We start from the raw sequence: 15,369 nt of genomic DNA, 5'->3' as shown, positions 1-15,369 counted from the left end.
ATCAATCATCGAGCCCGGCGAGACGCCGCAACATCATTCGCAGCAACGCGCCCTCGCCGCGCGAAAACCGGCGCTCGAGCCGGGCATCATAATCCTCGGCGATTCCGCGCAATTCCTGATAGACCCCCTGCCCGGCTGGCGTCAGTGCCAAAAGCTCGGCACGGCGGTCGTTTTCGCTGCGGGTTCGGGTGATATAGCGTCGCTGCGCTAGCCGCGAAACCGCGCGGCTGATCTTGGTCTTATGCGTCAGGGCGCGCGCGCCGATCTCCTTGGCGGTCATGTCGCCATACATGCCCAGATGAAACAGCACCCGCCATTCCGTACGCAGCAACCCGTAGCGGTCCTTATAGATGCGCTGAAACTCCAAAGAGCTCTGCTCGGCCGCCTGATTGAGCAGATAGGGCAGGAAATTCTGCAGATCGAACGCATCATTTTTTGTCATTTTCGCGCCTCCTTGCCTTGTTAGTTACAAAAACAACTAATATTCCACAAGCAGCAACCGGAGGAGAGGTCATGAATCGTCCAAGCGCGCCGCACCAATTCACCCAGGCTGACAGCCCGACAGGCACAACCGAGGGGTATATGCCCGGCTTCGGCAACGACTTTGAGACCGAAGCGCTGCCCGGCGCGCTGCCGCAGGGCATGAACAGCCCGCAAAAATGTAACTATGGTCTTTATGGCGAACAGCTCAGCGGCACCGCCTTCACCGCGCCCAGCCATCAGAACGAGCGAACATGGTGCTATCGCATCCGCCCGTCGGTGAAACATTCGCACCGTTACGAAAAGATCGACCTGCCCTATTGGAAATCCGCGCCACATGTTCTGGATGACGTGATCTCGCTGGGCCAGTACCGCTGGGACCCGGTGCCCCATACCGATGAGGGCCTGACCTGGCTGACCGGGATGCGCACCATGACCACGGCTGGCGACGTCAACACACAAGTCGGCATGGCTTGCCACATCTATCTGGTTACCGAGTCGATGGTGGACAGCTATTTCTTTTCCGCCGACAGCGAGCTGCTGATCGTCCCGCAGGAAGGCCGCCTGCGCTTTTGCACCGAGCTTGGGATCATCGATCTGGAGCCCAAGGAAATCGCTATCATCCCGCGCGGATTGCTTTACCGAGTCGAAGTGCTGGAAGGTCCGGCACGCGGCTTTGTCTGCGAGAATTACGGTCAGAAATTCGAACTGCCGGGTCGTGGCCCGATCGGGGCCAATTGCATGGCCAACCGGCGCGACTTCAAGACCCCGATTGCTGCTTTTGAAGATCGCGAGGTGCCCTCAACGGTCACGATCAAATGGTGCGGCCAGTTCCACGAGACCAGGATCGGACACAGTCCGCTGGATGTGGTCGCCTGGCATGGCAATTACGCGCCGGTGAAATACGACCTGCGCAACTATTGCCCGATCGGAGCAATCCTGTTCGACCATCCCGACCCGTCGATCTTCACCGTGCTGACCGCGCCGTCGGGCGTGCCGGGCACGGCCAATATTGATTTCGTGCTGTTCCGCGAGCGCTGGATGGTGATGGAGGATACGTTCCGCCCGCCCTGGTATCACAAGAACATCATGTCCGAGCTGATGGGCAATATCTATGGCCAGTATGACGCCAAACCGCAGGGCTTCGTTCCCGGCGGCACCAGCCTGCACAACATGATGCTGCCCCATGGCCCGGACCGCGAGGCCTTTGACAAGGCCTCCAATGCCAATCTGGGACCCGACAAGCTCGACAACACGATGTCCTTCATGTTCGAAACCCGCTTCCCGCAGCACCTGACAGCATTTGCGGCCAATGAGGCACCGTTGCAGGATGACTACATTGACTGCTGGGCCGATATCGAAAAGAAATTCGACGGAACACCCGGCAAGAAATAGGCGCAAGAAAATTCAAATTTTCTTGCCAAGATTTTTTGGAAAAATCTTGGGTGGCGCAACTGAAACGCTTGGAGACAGAATGCCCCTGATGACATCCTGGGTCGCTTCGGCCAACACCGCTGGCAACCCTTTTCCCCTGAACAACCTGCCCTATGGGGTGTTTTCCATCGGGGTTGAGACGCCCCGCTGTGGCGTTGCCATCGGCGACATGATCCTTGATGTGACGGCAGCCGAGGAAAGCGGCCTGATCACGCTGGCCGATTATGCGCTCTTCGATATGCCATTCTGGAACCCGCTGATGGAAGAAGGCCCCGCCGTCTGGGCCGCACTGCGCGAACGTCTGATCGCCCTGCTGGCTGAGGGCGCGGCAGAGCGCGACTCGGTTGAGCCCTTTCTGGCCCCAATGGCGGCGGCGCAACTGCACATGCCCTTCGCCGTCAGCGAATACACCGATTTCTACGCCGGTCGCCATCATGCGACCAATGTGGGTACTATGTTTCGCGGCGCGGAAAACGCCTTGCCGCCAAACTGGTTGCATATCCCCATCGGCTATAATGGCCGCGCCTCCTCGGTCGTCGTCTCGGGAACGGATATCCGCCGCCCCTGGGGTCAGCTCAAGGGACCGAATGACAGCCAGCCCCGGTTCGCGCCCTGCGCGCGATTTGACATCGAGCTTGAGATGGGCGCGATTGTCGGCACGCCCTCGGACGGGCCGATCTCGGTGCAGGAGGCCGATGATAACATCTTTGGCTATGTGCTGCTGAACGACTGGTCGGCGCGCGACATTCAGGCGTGGGAATACCAGCCACTGGGGCCGTTCCAGGCCAAGGCAACCGCCACCTCGATCTCGCCTTGGATCGTGACCAAAGCGGCGTTGGAGCCGTTCCGCTGCAACACGCCTGCGCGTGAGGTCGAATTGCTAGATCACCTGAAAGATTGCGGTCCCATGCTCTATGATATTGAGCTTGAGGTGACGATGGCCCCGGAAGGCCAACCCGCCAGCACCATCGCGCGCACCAACTATTCCGAGATGTACTATTCCGCCGCTCAGCAACTGGCCCATCACACCACTTCGGGCTGCCCGATGCATGCCGGTGACCTGCTCGGCTCTGGCACGATCTCCGGCCCGACCAAGCCCGAGCGCGGCTCGCTGCTGGAACTGAGCTGGGGCGGCAAGGAGCCGTTGACGCTGGAGAGTGGCGAGACCCGCAGCTTTATCGAAGATGGCGACACGCTGACATTGAAAGGCGCGGCACAGGGTGACGGGTATGTGATCGGGTTCGGAGACTGCGTCGGGACGGTCCTGCCAGCACTCGAAAACCCCTACCAAAGGGAAGGATAACACCATGGCCAAGGCATTTGCGTCCCAGGGGGACATGACCGAGAAAGAGATTTCCTTCACCGAGGTGGGCGAGGGCCTCTATGCCTTCACCGCCGAGGGTGATCCGAACTCGGGTGTCATCATCGGGGATGACAGCGTGATGATCGTCGAGGCGCAGGCCACCCCGCGTCTGGCGCAGAAGGTGATCGACTGCGTGCGCGGCGTAACCGACAAACCCATCACCCATGTTGCGCTGACCCATTACCACGCCGTGCGTGTGCTGGGAGCCAGTGCCTTCGGGGCACAACAGATCCTGATGTCGGATATGGCCCGTGCCATGGTCGTGGAACGCGGGCAGGAGGATTGGGACAGCGAGTTTCAACGCTTCCCACGTCTGTTCGAGGGGCATGAGAGCATTCAGGGCCTGACTTGGCCGACCACAACCTTCAGTGACACAATGACCGTCTATCTAGGCAATCGCCGGATCGATCTGATGCATCTGGGGCGTGCCCATACGGCGGGCGATATCGTTATCCACGTGCCGGATCAGAACGTGATGTTCACCGGCGATATCGTCGAATATCACTCGGCTTGCTATTGCGGCGATGGGCATTTCGGCGATTGGGGCGACACGCTGGATGCGATCAAATGGTTTGATGTGGACGCCATCGCACCCGGGCGCGGGGACGCGCTTGTTGGTAAAGACATGGTGAATGCCGCCATCGAGAACACCCGCGATTTCGTCGCAAGCACCTATCGCCCCGCCGCAAGGGTTGCGGCGCGAAACGGCACGCTGAAAGAGGCTTGGGACGCCGTGCGCGCCGAGTGCGACCCGAAGTTCAAAGACTATGCGATCTACGAGCATTGCCTGCCCTTCAATGTCGCGCGCGCCTATGACGAGGCGCGCGGCGTCGACACGCCGCGCATCTGGACCGCCCAGCGCGATCTGGACATGTGGGAGGCGCTACAGGGCTGAGACTGCTCAGCATCACGGACAAAATCGCAAAAGACCTTGATCCAGATCGTTTTGGCAAACGGGAATCGGTGCCAAGCTTCTGAGAAACCGCTTCAATGGGGAGGAGACCCATGAACAAGATCTTTGAAACGCCGCTTTATGCCTATGAGCACAGCCCCGATCAGGGAACACCTGCTCCGGTCCGGCATCAGGTGGTGGTGATCGGCGCGGGTCCTGTTGGCCTTGCCGCCGCGATTGACCTGGCGCAGCAGGGGGTTGAGGTTGTTGTGCTGGACGACAATGACAAGGTCAGCTTTGGCTCGCGCGCCATCTGTTTTTCCAAACGCACGCTTGAGATTGCCGATAGGCTCGGCTGCGGCAGGCCCATGGTCGACAAGGGTGTGCTGTGGAACCGGGGCAAAGTCTTTTTCGATGATCGAAAGGTCTATGAATTCAACTTGCAGCCCGAAGAGGGCCATGAATACCCCGCGTTCATCAACCTGCAGCAATATTATGTCGAGGAATATCTGGTCGAACGCATTCGCGCGCTGCAGGGTGAAGGCGCCAAGATCGAGATCCGGGGCCGCAACAAGGTCTCGGCCATCGGCACCCATCCCGAACATGTGACGCTTGAGGTCGACACGCCCGAAGGCTCCTACAATATCGAGGCCGATTGGCTGATCGCCTGCGACGGGGCGGCCTCCTCAACCCGTGCCATGCTGGGCATTGATTTCGTGGGCCGTGTGTTCGAGGACAACTTCCTGATCGCCGATGTGGTGATGGATGCGGATTTCCCGACCGAGCGCTGGTTCTGGTTCGATCCCCCCTTCAACAAGGGTCAATCGGCGTTGCTGCACCAGCAGCCCGACAATGTCTGGCGTATTGATCTGCAACTGGGCTGGGACATCGACAAGGAACGCGAGAAGCGGCCCGAGAATGTCATCCCCCGGCTCAAGGCAATGCTGGGCGAGGATGTGAAATTCGAGCTGGAATGGGTCAGCATCTATACGTTCCAGTGCCGCCGGATGGAGCAGTTCCGCCACCGCCGGGTGATCTTTGCCGGGGACAGCGCGCATCAGGTATCGCCCTTTGGCGCGCGCGGGGCGAATTCAGGCATTCAGGACACCGACAACCTGGGCTGGAAGCTGAAGCTGGTGATCGATGGCTCAGCGCCCGAGAGCCTGCTGGACAGCTATAACAGCGAGAGGATGCAGGGCGCGGATGAGAACATCGTGAACTCTACCCGGTCGACCGATTTCATCACCCCGAAATCCGAGACTTCGCGACTGTTCCGCGACGCGGTTCTGGATTTGAGCGAGCATTACGATTTCGCGCGACCGCTGGTGAATTCGGGCCGCCTATCGACGCCCACGGTCTATGAGGGCTCGCCGCTGAATTCGGCAGATGCGCTGGATGGCCCGGCGCGGTCTCGTCCCGGTGCCCCCTGCCCCGATGCACCGCTGGGTGATGCGTTTTTGCTTTCGAAACTTGGCGACGGGTTCACCCTGCTGACCATCGACGCGGATGCGCCGGATGTGATCGAGGAAGACGGGATCACGGTGAACCGGCTGGCGCTGTCCTTCAAGGATGATCCCAGCATGCAGCTAAAAGCGCGGTATCTGGGCGGCAATGACAGCGCGGTCTATCTGATCCGGCCGGATCAATATGTTGCGGCGCGGCGCCCCAGCTATGACGACAATCTGATCCGCAGCGCGATCCGTCGCGCCGTAGGCAAGGAGTAAGCTGATGTCCGATCTGATCTTGACACCGAATTTCGACGCAGCAGATGATTTCTATGCCGATTTGCTGGAGACTCATGAAGGTCTGGACAAACCCGCAAGCGATGCCCTGAATGCCCGCCTGGTGCTGGTTCTGGCCAATCACATCGGCGATCAGCAAGTGTTGCGGCAGGCATTACAGGCCGCAGCACTCAAAGGCACATGAGCGAGACGGTTCTCTACGACTACTGGCGCTCCTCGGCCAGCTACCGGGTGCGCATCGCTCTGAACGTGGCCGAGATCGCCTATCGTGCGGTCCCTGTCGATCTGGTTCAGGGCGAGCAGCGCAGTGCCGTGCATCTGGCCCGCAATCCGCAAGGTTTCGTGCCGGTGCTTAAGATCGACGATCTGCACTTGACGCAATCTCTGGCCATTCTCGACTATCTGGACTCGACCCGGAATTTGCGCCTGCTGCCCGAAGGCCCCGCCGAGCGGGCCAAGGTGCAGGCACTGGCCCACGCCATCGCGGTTGACCTCCACCCGGTCTGCAACCTGTCGGTGGCCAAAAGGGCCACGGCGCTTTCCGGCGGGGCCGATGGGATGCCCGGCATCTGGATGCGCGATTTCATCCGCCCCGGTCTGCTGGCCTTCGAGGCGCTGCTGGGCGGGTTTGAGCAATCCCCCTATTGCTGCGGCGCCACCCCCGGCCTGGCCGATATCTGCCTGATGCCGCAGCTCTACAATGCGCGCCGTTGGGAGGTCGACATCTCGGACATGCCACGCCTGCTGGGCGTCGAGGCGGCCTGCAAATCGCACCCGGCATTTGCGGCGGCGCATCCCGAAGCGGTGCGCACCGCGTAACCGTGGTCGTTATTGCGCCACACCTTCATCAGGTTCGGCTGGGCTCGCGAAGGGATCAGCCTTTCTTCAGATAAGGGATGGCGCCTGCAATGTCGGTGTCGTCAATGACACGGAAGCTTGAGATGCTCCCGGCCTGGCGCGCCTGCCCGTAAGGGGCGTATTCGGGACCCGTGGCGAACGCGTCCAGAGCGGCACGTGTGGGAAATTCCAGCAGGGCAATCAGTGTACTGTCGCGCTCTTCGCCTTCCAGCGTGTCGATATTGCCGCTGCGCGCCAGATACTTCCCGCCGTGTTTTTCAACCAGCTTGTGGACATTGGCGGCATAGTCCGGGACCCAGCTATCGTCGGTTATCTTGATCTCTGCAATCAGATAAACGCTCATTGCTATTCTCCTGTTCCTTGGTGCCGCAGAACTTGCGCCACACGGTGGAGGCAGCCTGCCACGGAAACCGGAAAGCCTTCCAGTCACGAAACCGGAAATATACTAAGGTATTAGACCGGATCAGGACAACGAAGCTGACGGCATATCGGGCTCCGGTACATGATGTCCCGCTGATCTGAGACAATCAGCAGGACGTATCCTCAGTCGGCACGGCGGGCGAGGTCAACCGCGCAGCACGCCGCCCGTTGCCTTGGCCACCTTCTCGACGATCTTGGCGCTGACGGCTTCGATGTCGGCTTCCTTCAACGTCTTTTCGCTCGGTTGCAGGCGCACGGTGATGGCGAGGGATTTCTTGCCATCTCCCAGGCTGCCATCGATGAATTCGTCGAACACCCGCACACCATCGATCAGTGTCTTGTCGGCCCCTGCGGCGGCGTTGACCAGTGTCAAAGCCTCGACATCGGCATCGACCACAAAGGCAAAGTCGCGTTCGACCGCCTGCAGATCGCGCAGTTCCAGCGCCGAGCGGGTTGCGCCCGATTTCCGGGGCATCGGCACCTCATCAGGCCAGATGGTGAAGGCCATCGCCGGGCCTTTGACATCCATCGCCTGCAATACGCGTGGGTGCAGCTCGCCAAAGACGCCCAGCACCTTCTTGGGACCCAAACAGATCTTGCCGTGGCGACCGGGATGCCACCAGGTATCCGCGCCGCGCAGAATCTGCACCTTGGCGGGTGCACCAATGGCGGCCAGAACTGCCTCGGTATCAGCCTTGATGTCAAATACATCCACACCCCGAGAAGCGCCCTGCACATCCTTTGGACCGTTGCGCCCCACCAGCAGGCCAGAGATCAGCGTCTGTTGCTCGCCCGGCTCGCCATCGTGGAAGGTCGGGCCAACCTCGAAGAGCGCCAGATCGCTGAACCCTCGCGCCTGATTGCGGGCGGCAGCTTGCAGCAGGCCGGGCAGCAGCGCCGGGCGCATGTGGCTCATCTCGGACGAGATCGGGTTTTCCAGCATGGTCTTTTCGTCACCACCGCCGAACAACGCAGCCGAAGCCTGATCGATGAAGGTATAGGTTACGCATTCATTGTAGCCCAGCGCCGCGCAGGTGCGCCGCGCCATCGCCTCGCGGCGCTGTTTCGGGGTCATGACCGGTTTCGGCAGCCCTTCGGTCACGCGCGGCAGCGGCTTGCCCTGCAGCTTGGTGAGCGAGGCAATGCGGGCCACTTCCTCGACCAGATCGGCCTCACCCATGACGTCGGGCCGCCAACTGGGCACATGGGCCATGTCGCCTTCCAGCCGGAACCCCAGCGCGGTGAGGGTCTGACGCTGCTCGGCCTCGGGGATTTCCATACCGACCAGCGACTGCACCCGGTCGCTATCCAGCCTGTAGGCGCGCGAGTGGTCAGGCACCTCGCCCGCGATCACCACGTCCGAGGCCTCCCCGCCGCAGATATCAAGGATCATCTGCGTGGCATGCTCCAGCCCGGGCAGCGTGTATTCCGGATCGACGCCGCGTTCGAAACGATAGCGCGCATCGGAGTTGATCCGCAGCTTGCGCCCCGTCAGCGCGATCTGCACATGGTTCCAATAGGCGCTTTCGAGGAAGACGTTGACGGTATCCTCAGTGCAGCCGGTTCCCTCGCCGCCCATGATGCCTGCGATGCTTTCGGGGCCATTATCGTCCGAGATCACCATCATGCCAGGCTCGAACGCATAGTCCTTCTCATCCAGTGCCCGGAGTGTCTCACCCCCTTTGGCGCGGTGAATGCGCAGATTGCCCGAGACCTTGTCGGCGTCAAAGACGTGCAAGGGGCGGTTATGGTCGAACGTCATGTAGTTGGTGATGTCCACCAAAGCCGAGATCGGGCGCAGACCGATCGCCTTCAGCTGATCCTGCAGCCATTGCGGGCTGGGGCCGTTTTTCACGCCCCGGATCAGACGTCCGGTAAAAAGCGGACAACCATCCAGCGTGTCCTCGTCGATGCTGACATTGATCGGGCAGTCGAAATCGCCCGGCACCGCCACATCCTCGCGCAGCTTGAGTGTGCCAAGGCCGCGCGCGGCCAGATCGCGGGCGATGCCGACAACGCCCAGCGCATCCTGACGGTTGGGGGTGATGGCGATCTCGATCACCGGATCGACCTTGGAGGGGTCATTCTCGGCCAGCCAGTCCACGAAACTGTCACCCACCGCGCCCGAGGGCAACTCAATGATACCGTCATGCTCGTCGCTCAGCTCCAGCTCGCGTTCCGAGGCCATCATGCCATAGCTTTCGATGCCACGGATCTTGCCAACGTTGATGGTCAGATCAAGACCGGGAATATACATGCCCGGCTTGCAGACCACGACGGTGATGCCTTCGCGGGCGTTGGGCGCGCCGCAAATGATCTGCAACTCGCCCTCGTCCGTGTCGACCTTGCAGACCCGCAGTTTGTCGGCATCCGGGTGCTTCTCGGCATGTGTCACGTAGCCAAGCTTAAAATCCTTCAGCCGGTCGGCGGGGTTGAACACGTCCTCAACCTCCAGCCCGAGATCGGTCAGAGCCTCGGTGATCTCATCGACCGAGGCGTCGGTCTCCAGATGGTCCTTGAGCCAGGAAAGCGTGAATTTCATTGGTCGTGATCCGCCGGTTGCTTGGTCGTGTCGCAGCGCCGTGTAACGGATATTTCTCGCAGGTGGAAGGGGCGCGCGAGGCTAGTCGTCAATGACGGTGTTGGGTGTCCCTTGAGCGCCCGCAAAAACCACCAGAATGCGCAGGATATCATCCCCGGAATTGGTGCCGACATGCTCGGTGCCCAGCGCCTCGACGATAGCATCGCCGGTGCGATAGACATGAATACCCTCGGAGCCATAGTCCGCTGTCAGTTCCCCTTGCAGGATATAGCCCGCAAGAGGCGCTTCATGATGGTGCAACGGGGTACTCTGCCCCGGTTGCAAAGCGACGATCGCCATGGTGATTTCCGCCTGCCCCTCTGGGTAGCGGATCGGCTGGCCGGTCACTGTCTTGTCGGTCTTCAGCAGCACATCAAGCGGCGGATAGGTGTCCTTGGCGAAGACCTGCGTGGCAACAAGCGCCAATGCGCTCGCAATAAGGATATGTTTCATCTGACCCTGCCCTGTTGCGCTGGTGCCAGTTGGCCCGCGCTTGGGAGGAATGTCAAATTCAGGGATAGGTCGGTTCGCGCCCGGCCAACTCGTCCAACTGCCAGCCGATCCAGCCATGCGGGATGAAATGCCCACCCGGATGCAGGTCCAGCGTGACCTGCCCCGCATCGCAGTCATTCCAGACAATGCGGGAATGGGTCAGGAAGGGCACAACGCTCCAATCGCCTTGCGGGGTGGCGTCATGACAGCCCAGCTTCGCCCGCCAGAGCGCCACCGGATAACTCGTATCCCCGCCTGGTCCCATGGGGAAATCCATCACCCGATCCTTCAGCCCATGCACATGGCGCACCTCGCGCGGGGCTTCAGCACACTCTTCCCGCTGGCTGATCGAGCCCGCGACTGCCAGCAAGGCGGCCACGCCATTACCGCTCTCGCAAGCATAGCGCCAGGCCATGGCCGAACCGTAGGAATAGCCCGAGACATAGATACGGTCGGGGTCGATGGGATAGTGTTTTGCCACATCGGCCAGTACGTCATTGGCAAAGCCCACGTCGTCCGTGTCCGAGGTCCAGAAATCCCAGCTCTTGCGGCGGCCATTGGGGGCAACCAGCAGCACGCCCCGCGTTTTGGTCGCGCCTGCGATGCGCTCGTGATTGACCACCACATCCCCCTGCCGCGCCCAGCCATGGAAATGCAGCAGAACCGGCAGAGGCGTTTGGCCATCCCAATCCTCCGGCGCCAGCACATGGTAGGAACGGTCGCCCAGCGGGCAGGCGGTATCGCCCTGACAGCCATTGGCGGCGGCGTGGGTAGCGGTGAACAGCAGCAGACAGAGAAAAAACCGGATCATGAGGCGGAGCCTATCCGCCCCGCGCTCAATGTCACGTCACAACCCCGTGGGAAAAGCGCTGAGCCGCGCCATCGCCAGACCGCGGGATGGCGATCCAACATCTAAGCCGGTCACTTTGTCCCAGCCAAACCCTATGACATGCGAATGAAGCGCTAGAGGCAGCAAAATCGCCAACCCGTCCGGGCGGTCTGGCGATGGCGCGGCGGCCTTCGGATTTGATTCCTCGCTCCAGTTAGAACGCGATAACTAAGAAAATGTCGCTACTGCGATCTAGGCTCATGTTTAGCAGAAGAAAAACGTTCCCATCAGCGTGCCGTCCAGCATTAGTTCGAGCTTTGCAACCGGAGGATCGGATAAAGTCGGTCTTCTATAGTCGACAAAGCTGCCTCTTGGCACAGCCCAAGTTTATCTCGCTCGTTATAGCCGCCCCAGACCTTCCAACTTAGACCCAAATAAAATTCTCTTAGCTCTTCGTCGCCACCATCTTCTGTTCCTGAGTCCAAAGTCTCAAGAGCGGCCCAAACGGATTGCCTGATTTTGAATAGTTCCTCGACGGAAGCGTCTACATCGGAATCTCCGATGAAGGCCCGGCAACGAGTTTGAGCGCGACGCAATCTAAGAAAATCATCGCGACGCTTGTCCAATCTCACAAGGCGTTCTCGCCATTGCGAGGGCATCTTGTTGGACAAATTGTCGGCTGGAACGCTGCTCCAAGGACTCCGAACAAAGCGCAATGCCTCATCTGCTTCATGCACTGCCGATATCAGTTCTTCGGCAACAACGGCTCTTTTTGTCAACTGACTTTCAGTTCGCCACGAACCAAGTTGCCTGTATGCCACCCAAACACCGGCAGAAACGGAACCAGCGATGACAACTTGGCTAAGTGCTGCAATACCTTCGAAAATACCGCTGGTGGTTATAGTCACCTACTCAAACCACCATGCAGGTTCGGCATATCCAGCGCCGCGAACCCGTAATGGCGCAGCCAGCGCAGGTCGGAATCAAAGAACGCCCGCAGGTCGGGTATGCCGTATTTCAGCATCGCCAGTCGGTCGATGCCGATGCCGAAGGCAAAGCCCTGATAGACCTCCGGGTCGATCCCGCCAGCGGCGATCACCTTGGGGTGGACCATGCCGGAGCCCAGAATCTCCAGCCAGTCGTCGCCTTCTCCGATCTTCAGCTGACCGCCTTCCCAGGAGCAGCGGATATCGACCTCAGCCGACGGTTCGGTGAAGGGGAAATGCGAGGCGCGAAAGCGCAGTTCGACCCCGTCCACCTCGAAGAAGGCCTTCACGAACTCCTCTAGCACCCATTTCAGGTTGGCCATGGAGATGTCTTTATCGATGGCCAGCCCCTCGACCTGATGGAACATCGGCGTATGGGTCTGGTCATAATCGGCGCGGTAGACACCTCCGGGGCAGATCACCCGGATCGGCGCGCCCTGCAGTTCCATCGAGCGGATCTGCACCGGCGAGGTATGGGTGCGCAGCACATGCGGCGGGCGGTTGTCGCCCTCGGTGCGGTGCATATAAAACGTATCCATCTCGGCCCGCGCGGGGTGGTGGCTGGGGATGTTGAGCGCGTCGAAATTGTGCCAGTCGGTCTCGATCCGCGGACCTTCGGCGACAGAGAAGCCAAGCTCGGCAAAAATCGCGGTCAGCTCCTCGCTGGCCTGGCTGACCGGGTGGATCGAACCCTGACGGCGGTCGCGCGCAGGCAGCGTCACGTCCAGCCATTCGGTGCGCAGACGCTCATCCAGCGCGGCATCGGCCAGCGCGGATTTCTTGGCGGAAAGCGCCGAGTTGATCTCATCTTTCAGCGCGTTCAGGGCGGGGCCTGCCACCTGACGCTCTTCGGGGGTCATCTTGCCAAGCTCGCGCATTTTCAGCGCAACCTCGCCTTTCTTGCCCACAGCGGCGAGCCGGATCGCCTCCAGCGCGTCTTCGTCGCCCGCATCCGCGATCTGACCCAGATATTTTGCCTTAAGATCGTCCATGACGGTCCCCTGAATTCTGCTTGCGCCCTGCTACCACACGGGTCCGCGAAAGCAAGAGGGCGGGATTGCGCTGCATCGTCCTGCGTTGCAGGGTGAACCGACCAAACCGGGGACCCCGATATGCGCGCCTTTCACCTAAGCAGACCGTGGCTTGTGCTGCTGGGCCTTGCGCTGAGTGTTGCCATCTCAAACGGGTTCGGGCGGTTTTCTTACGGGCTGATCCTGCCCGCGATGCGCGAAAGCCTGCATTGGAGCTATACGCAGGCCGGGTGGCTGAACACGGCCAATGCGATCGGGTATCTGGCGGGCGCGGTGGCCACCATGGCGATGATCCGGCGGGTCACGCCGGGGCGGCTTTTTGTTGTCGGGACGCTGGGCACAGCGGTCAGCCTTGCCCTGACCGGGGTGGACGAGAGCCTGGCGGCGCAATCGCTCTGCCGCATGGGGGCGGGGGTGTTCGGTGCGCTGTCCTTTATCTGCGGAGGCACTCTGGCGGCGTCGATGTTCACCGACAGCCCGCGCCACAACGCGCTGGCGATCGCGCTTTATTTTGGCGGTGGTGGCGGGCTGGGGCTGGCGCTGTGTGGGGCCGTCCTGCCACCGATGCTGGATATCATGGGGCCGCAATCCTGGGATACGGCATGGTTTTTGGTGGGGTTTGCGGCGCTGGCCTTCGTGCCGGTCACGATCTGGGCCGCAGGAAATGTCACACCACCTGCGACCAAAGATGCGCCACGCAGCAAGCCCCCCTTGCGCCGAATGCTGCGGCAGATGATCAGCTATGGCTTCTTCGGACTGGGCTATATCGTCTACCCGACCTTTCTGTCGGCCTGGATGGTATCGCATCAGATCAGCACCATTCTGATCGCGGCAACCTGGGTGGCGTTGGGGGTAAGCGTGATGGCCTCACCCTTCCTGTGGCGTGGGTTGTTGGCGCGTTTCTCCTCGGGCCTGCCGATGGCGGTGATCCTTGTGGCGGTGGCGGCGGGATCGGCCCTGCCGGTGTTGCTGCCCAACACGGTGGGCCTGCTGTTATCCGCGCTGGTCTTCGGATTGTCCTTCTTCATGCCGCCCAGCGCGATCACCAGCTTTGTGCGGCAGAATCTGCCGCAACCGGATTGGGGTGCAGCGATCAGCGTTTGCACCGTGGTCTTTGCGGTATCGCAGATTCTGGGACCAATCGGCGCTGGCTGGATCGGAGATCATACCGGGCAGATCGGGGATGGGTTGCTAGTGGCCTCGGCCATGCTCCTGGCGGGGGCGGCCTGTGCTGTGGTGCAACGCCCGCTGAGGGCAGGCTAACAAGGCTTCAACTGCCGCCCGTCAGATCCTGGGCCAGCATCAACGCGTTGCCGTCCGGGTCGTAGAATGTCGCGGTGCTGACCATGCCCTCGATAACCTCGGTGTCACCGTCGAACCGGACACCCGCCGCCTCCAGATCCCGGCGCGCCGCGTCGATATCAGCGATGCCGAAAACCGGAACCGAGTTGCCGGGAGCGGGTTCCGCCTGTTCACCCAGCCCCAGCGTCACGCCCGGCGTCTTGGTGGCAAGTTCGCTCCAGCCCGCATCGTCAGCATGATACAAGAGGTCAAATCCAAGCATCTTGCCATACCATTCGGCGCTAGCATGACGGTCCCGGACGGACATGGCGAGGGTTATCGTGTTTTCGAGCGATGCAACGGCCATGAGCTTTCCTATGTCCACAAAATATAGTAGCTATACTTTATGGACATCGAGATGCTTGTCAAGATAACCTCCCGCGCCTGGTCGCTGAGCATACTTGCGCTCTTGCACGAAGGTGCGCCGGGGCGGCAAGCCCCATTGCTGGCAGAGACCGGCGCAGGGCGTACCGCCTTTGCCCTGAGCCTTGCACATCTGAAGGCGCTGGGCCTGCTTGAGCGCAATCCGGGTCACGGGCATCCGCTGAGACCAGAGTTTCGGTTAACACCCAAAGGCGTTGCAATCGCCACGGTTGCTGCGCGGATCAGGGCGATTGTTCCCGGTCAACAAGAAAGCGCGTTGTTACGGCGCGCCTGGTCGGTTCCGGTCCTGGCGGTGGGCCACCGGCCCCGGTATTTCAGCGAAATGAAAGGCGCGCTGATGCCGATCACGGATCGCGCCCTATCCCAGTCGCTGCAACAGCTGCGCGCGCATCAATGGATAGAACGAGATATCGACACCAGCCAACATCCCCCGCGCCCGCTCTATCAAACGGTGAATACCGGGGCCGCGATCAGCCACGCCATCGCCCTCGCACCGGCCGCGCCCTAGCCGTCCCGGATGCACAATAAAAGGCCGC

16 protein-coding genes are annotated in these 15,369 nt (G+C 60.9%); 8 read left to right on the top strand and 8 right to left on the bottom strand.

The window, feature by feature from the left end; genetic code table 11:
* Nucleotide 1: 1 nt before the first annotated feature.
* A complete protein-coding gene (locus Q5Y75_RS21175) occupies nt 2–442 on the bottom strand; it encodes a MarR family winged helix-turn-helix transcriptional regulator (protein ID WP_306201322.1) in 441 nt (146 codons plus the stop codon).
* A gap of 71 nt (nt 443–513) precedes the next feature.
* Between Q5Y75_RS21175 and hmgA the strand changes: the two genes are divergently transcribed.
* The 6 genes from hmgA (at nt 514) to maiA (ending at nt 6,730) form a co-directional block, all read left to right on the top strand.
* Nucleotides 514–1,875, top strand: a complete 1,362-nt coding sequence (gene hmgA, locus Q5Y75_RS21170) for a homogentisate 1,2-dioxygenase (protein WP_306201319.1) — start codon at nt 514–516, stop codon at nt 1,873–1,875.
* A 79-nt stretch (nt 1,876–1,954) separates the two neighbouring features.
* Complete coding sequence (fahA, locus tag Q5Y75_RS21165) at nt 1,955–3,217, top strand: fumarylacetoacetase (protein ID WP_306201317.1); 1,263 nt, start codon at nt 1,955–1,957, stop codon at nt 3,215–3,217.
* A gap of 4 nt (nt 3,218–3,221) precedes the next feature.
* Nucleotides 3,222–4,172: an MBL fold metallo-hydrolase gene (locus tag Q5Y75_RS21160; protein WP_306201316.1), complete on the top strand. Its 951-nt coding sequence runs from the start codon at nt 3,222–3,224 to the stop codon at nt 4,170–4,172.
* Between the two features lie 110 nt (nt 4,173–4,282).
* Entirely contained in the window at nt 4,283–5,893 is a 1,611-nt protein-coding gene (locus Q5Y75_RS21155; RefSeq protein WP_306201314.1) for an FAD-dependent oxidoreductase, read from the top strand.
* A 4-nt stretch (nt 5,894–5,897) separates the two neighbouring features.
* Nucleotides 5,898–6,095: a DUF2783 domain-containing protein gene (locus Q5Y75_RS21150; RefSeq protein WP_306201313.1), complete on the top strand. Its 198-nt coding sequence runs from the start codon at nt 5,898–5,900 to the stop codon at nt 6,093–6,095.
* Nucleotides 6,092–6,730 carry a maleylacetoacetate isomerase gene (gene maiA / locus Q5Y75_RS21145; protein ID WP_306201311.1) on the top strand — a complete coding sequence of 213 codons (639 nt, stop codon included), beginning with the start codon at nt 6,092–6,094 and terminating at the stop codon, nt 6,728–6,730. Before Q5Y75_RS21150 ends, maiA begins: the two co-directional genes overlap by 4 nt.
* 55 nt (nt 6,731–6,785) lie before the next feature.
* Here the strand turns inward: maiA and Q5Y75_RS21140 are convergent, their stop codons facing one another.
* The 6 genes from Q5Y75_RS21140 to pheS all read right to left on the bottom strand — a co-directional run bounded on the left by Q5Y75_RS21140 (nt 6,786) and on the right by pheS (nt 13,069).
* On the bottom strand, nt 6,786–7,112 hold the full coding sequence (locus tag Q5Y75_RS21140; RefSeq protein ID WP_306201309.1) for a DUF1330 domain-containing protein: 327 nt from the start codon (nt 7,110–7,112) through the stop codon (nt 6,786–6,788).
* A 222-nt stretch (nt 7,113–7,334) separates the two neighbouring features.
* The gene (gene pheT / locus Q5Y75_RS21135) at nt 7,335–9,731 is read right to left on the bottom strand and encodes a phenylalanine--tRNA ligase subunit beta (protein WP_306201307.1); all 2,397 of its coding nucleotides are present in this window, start codon (nt 9,729–9,731) and stop codon (nt 7,335–7,337) included.
* An 81-nt stretch (nt 9,732–9,812) separates the two neighbouring features.
* Nucleotides 9,813–10,223 (bottom strand): cupin domain-containing protein, encoded by a 411-nt coding sequence (locus Q5Y75_RS21130; RefSeq protein WP_306201305.1) that lies wholly within the window; start codon nt 10,221–10,223, stop codon nt 9,813–9,815.
* A gap of 58 nt (nt 10,224–10,281) precedes the next feature.
* Complete coding sequence (locus tag Q5Y75_RS21125) at nt 10,282–11,073, bottom strand: CE1 family esterase (protein ID WP_306201304.1); 792 nt, start codon at nt 11,071–11,073, stop codon at nt 10,282–10,284.
* 323 nt (nt 11,074–11,396) lie between these two features.
* A complete protein-coding gene (locus Q5Y75_RS21120) occupies nt 11,397–11,999 on the bottom strand; it encodes a hypothetical protein (RefSeq protein WP_306201302.1) in 603 nt (200 codons plus the stop codon).
* Nucleotides 11,996–13,069, bottom strand: a complete 1,074-nt coding sequence (gene pheS / locus Q5Y75_RS21115) for a phenylalanine--tRNA ligase subunit alpha (protein WP_306201300.1) — start codon at nt 13,067–13,069, stop codon at nt 11,996–11,998. The genes Q5Y75_RS21120 and pheS overlap by 4 nt, the downstream gene beginning before the upstream one ends.
* A gap of 120 nt (nt 13,070–13,189) precedes the next feature.
* Between pheS and Q5Y75_RS21110 the strand changes: the two genes are divergently transcribed.
* Nucleotides 13,190–14,371 (top strand): YbfB/YjiJ family MFS transporter, encoded by a 1,182-nt coding sequence (locus Q5Y75_RS21110; protein WP_306201298.1) that lies wholly within the window; start codon nt 13,190–13,192, stop codon nt 14,369–14,371.
* A gap of 7 nt (nt 14,372–14,378) precedes the next feature.
* Here Q5Y75_RS21110 and Q5Y75_RS21105 read toward each other — a convergent pair whose 3' ends face one another.
* On the bottom strand, nt 14,379–14,756 hold the full coding sequence (locus tag Q5Y75_RS21105; RefSeq protein ID WP_306201296.1) for a VOC family protein: 378 nt from the start codon (nt 14,754–14,756) through the stop codon (nt 14,379–14,381).
* 51 nt (nt 14,757–14,807) lie between these two features.
* Here Q5Y75_RS21105 and Q5Y75_RS21100 point away from each other — a divergent pair, with 51 nt between their 5' ends.
* On the top strand, nt 14,808–15,341 hold the full coding sequence (locus Q5Y75_RS21100) for a winged helix-turn-helix transcriptional regulator (RefSeq protein WP_306201295.1): 534 nt from the start codon (nt 14,808–14,810) through the stop codon (nt 15,339–15,341).
* Nucleotides 15,342–15,369: the final 28 nt, after the last annotated feature.

It is taken from the genome of Ruegeria discodermiae, assembly GCF_030758345.1.
Taxonomy (GTDB): Bacteria; Pseudomonadota; Alphaproteobacteria; order Rhodobacterales; family Rhodobacteraceae; genus Ruegeria_C.
The sequence above is the reverse complement of the archived record's forward strand: the minus strand, read 5'-3'. Positions and strand labels throughout refer to the sequence as shown.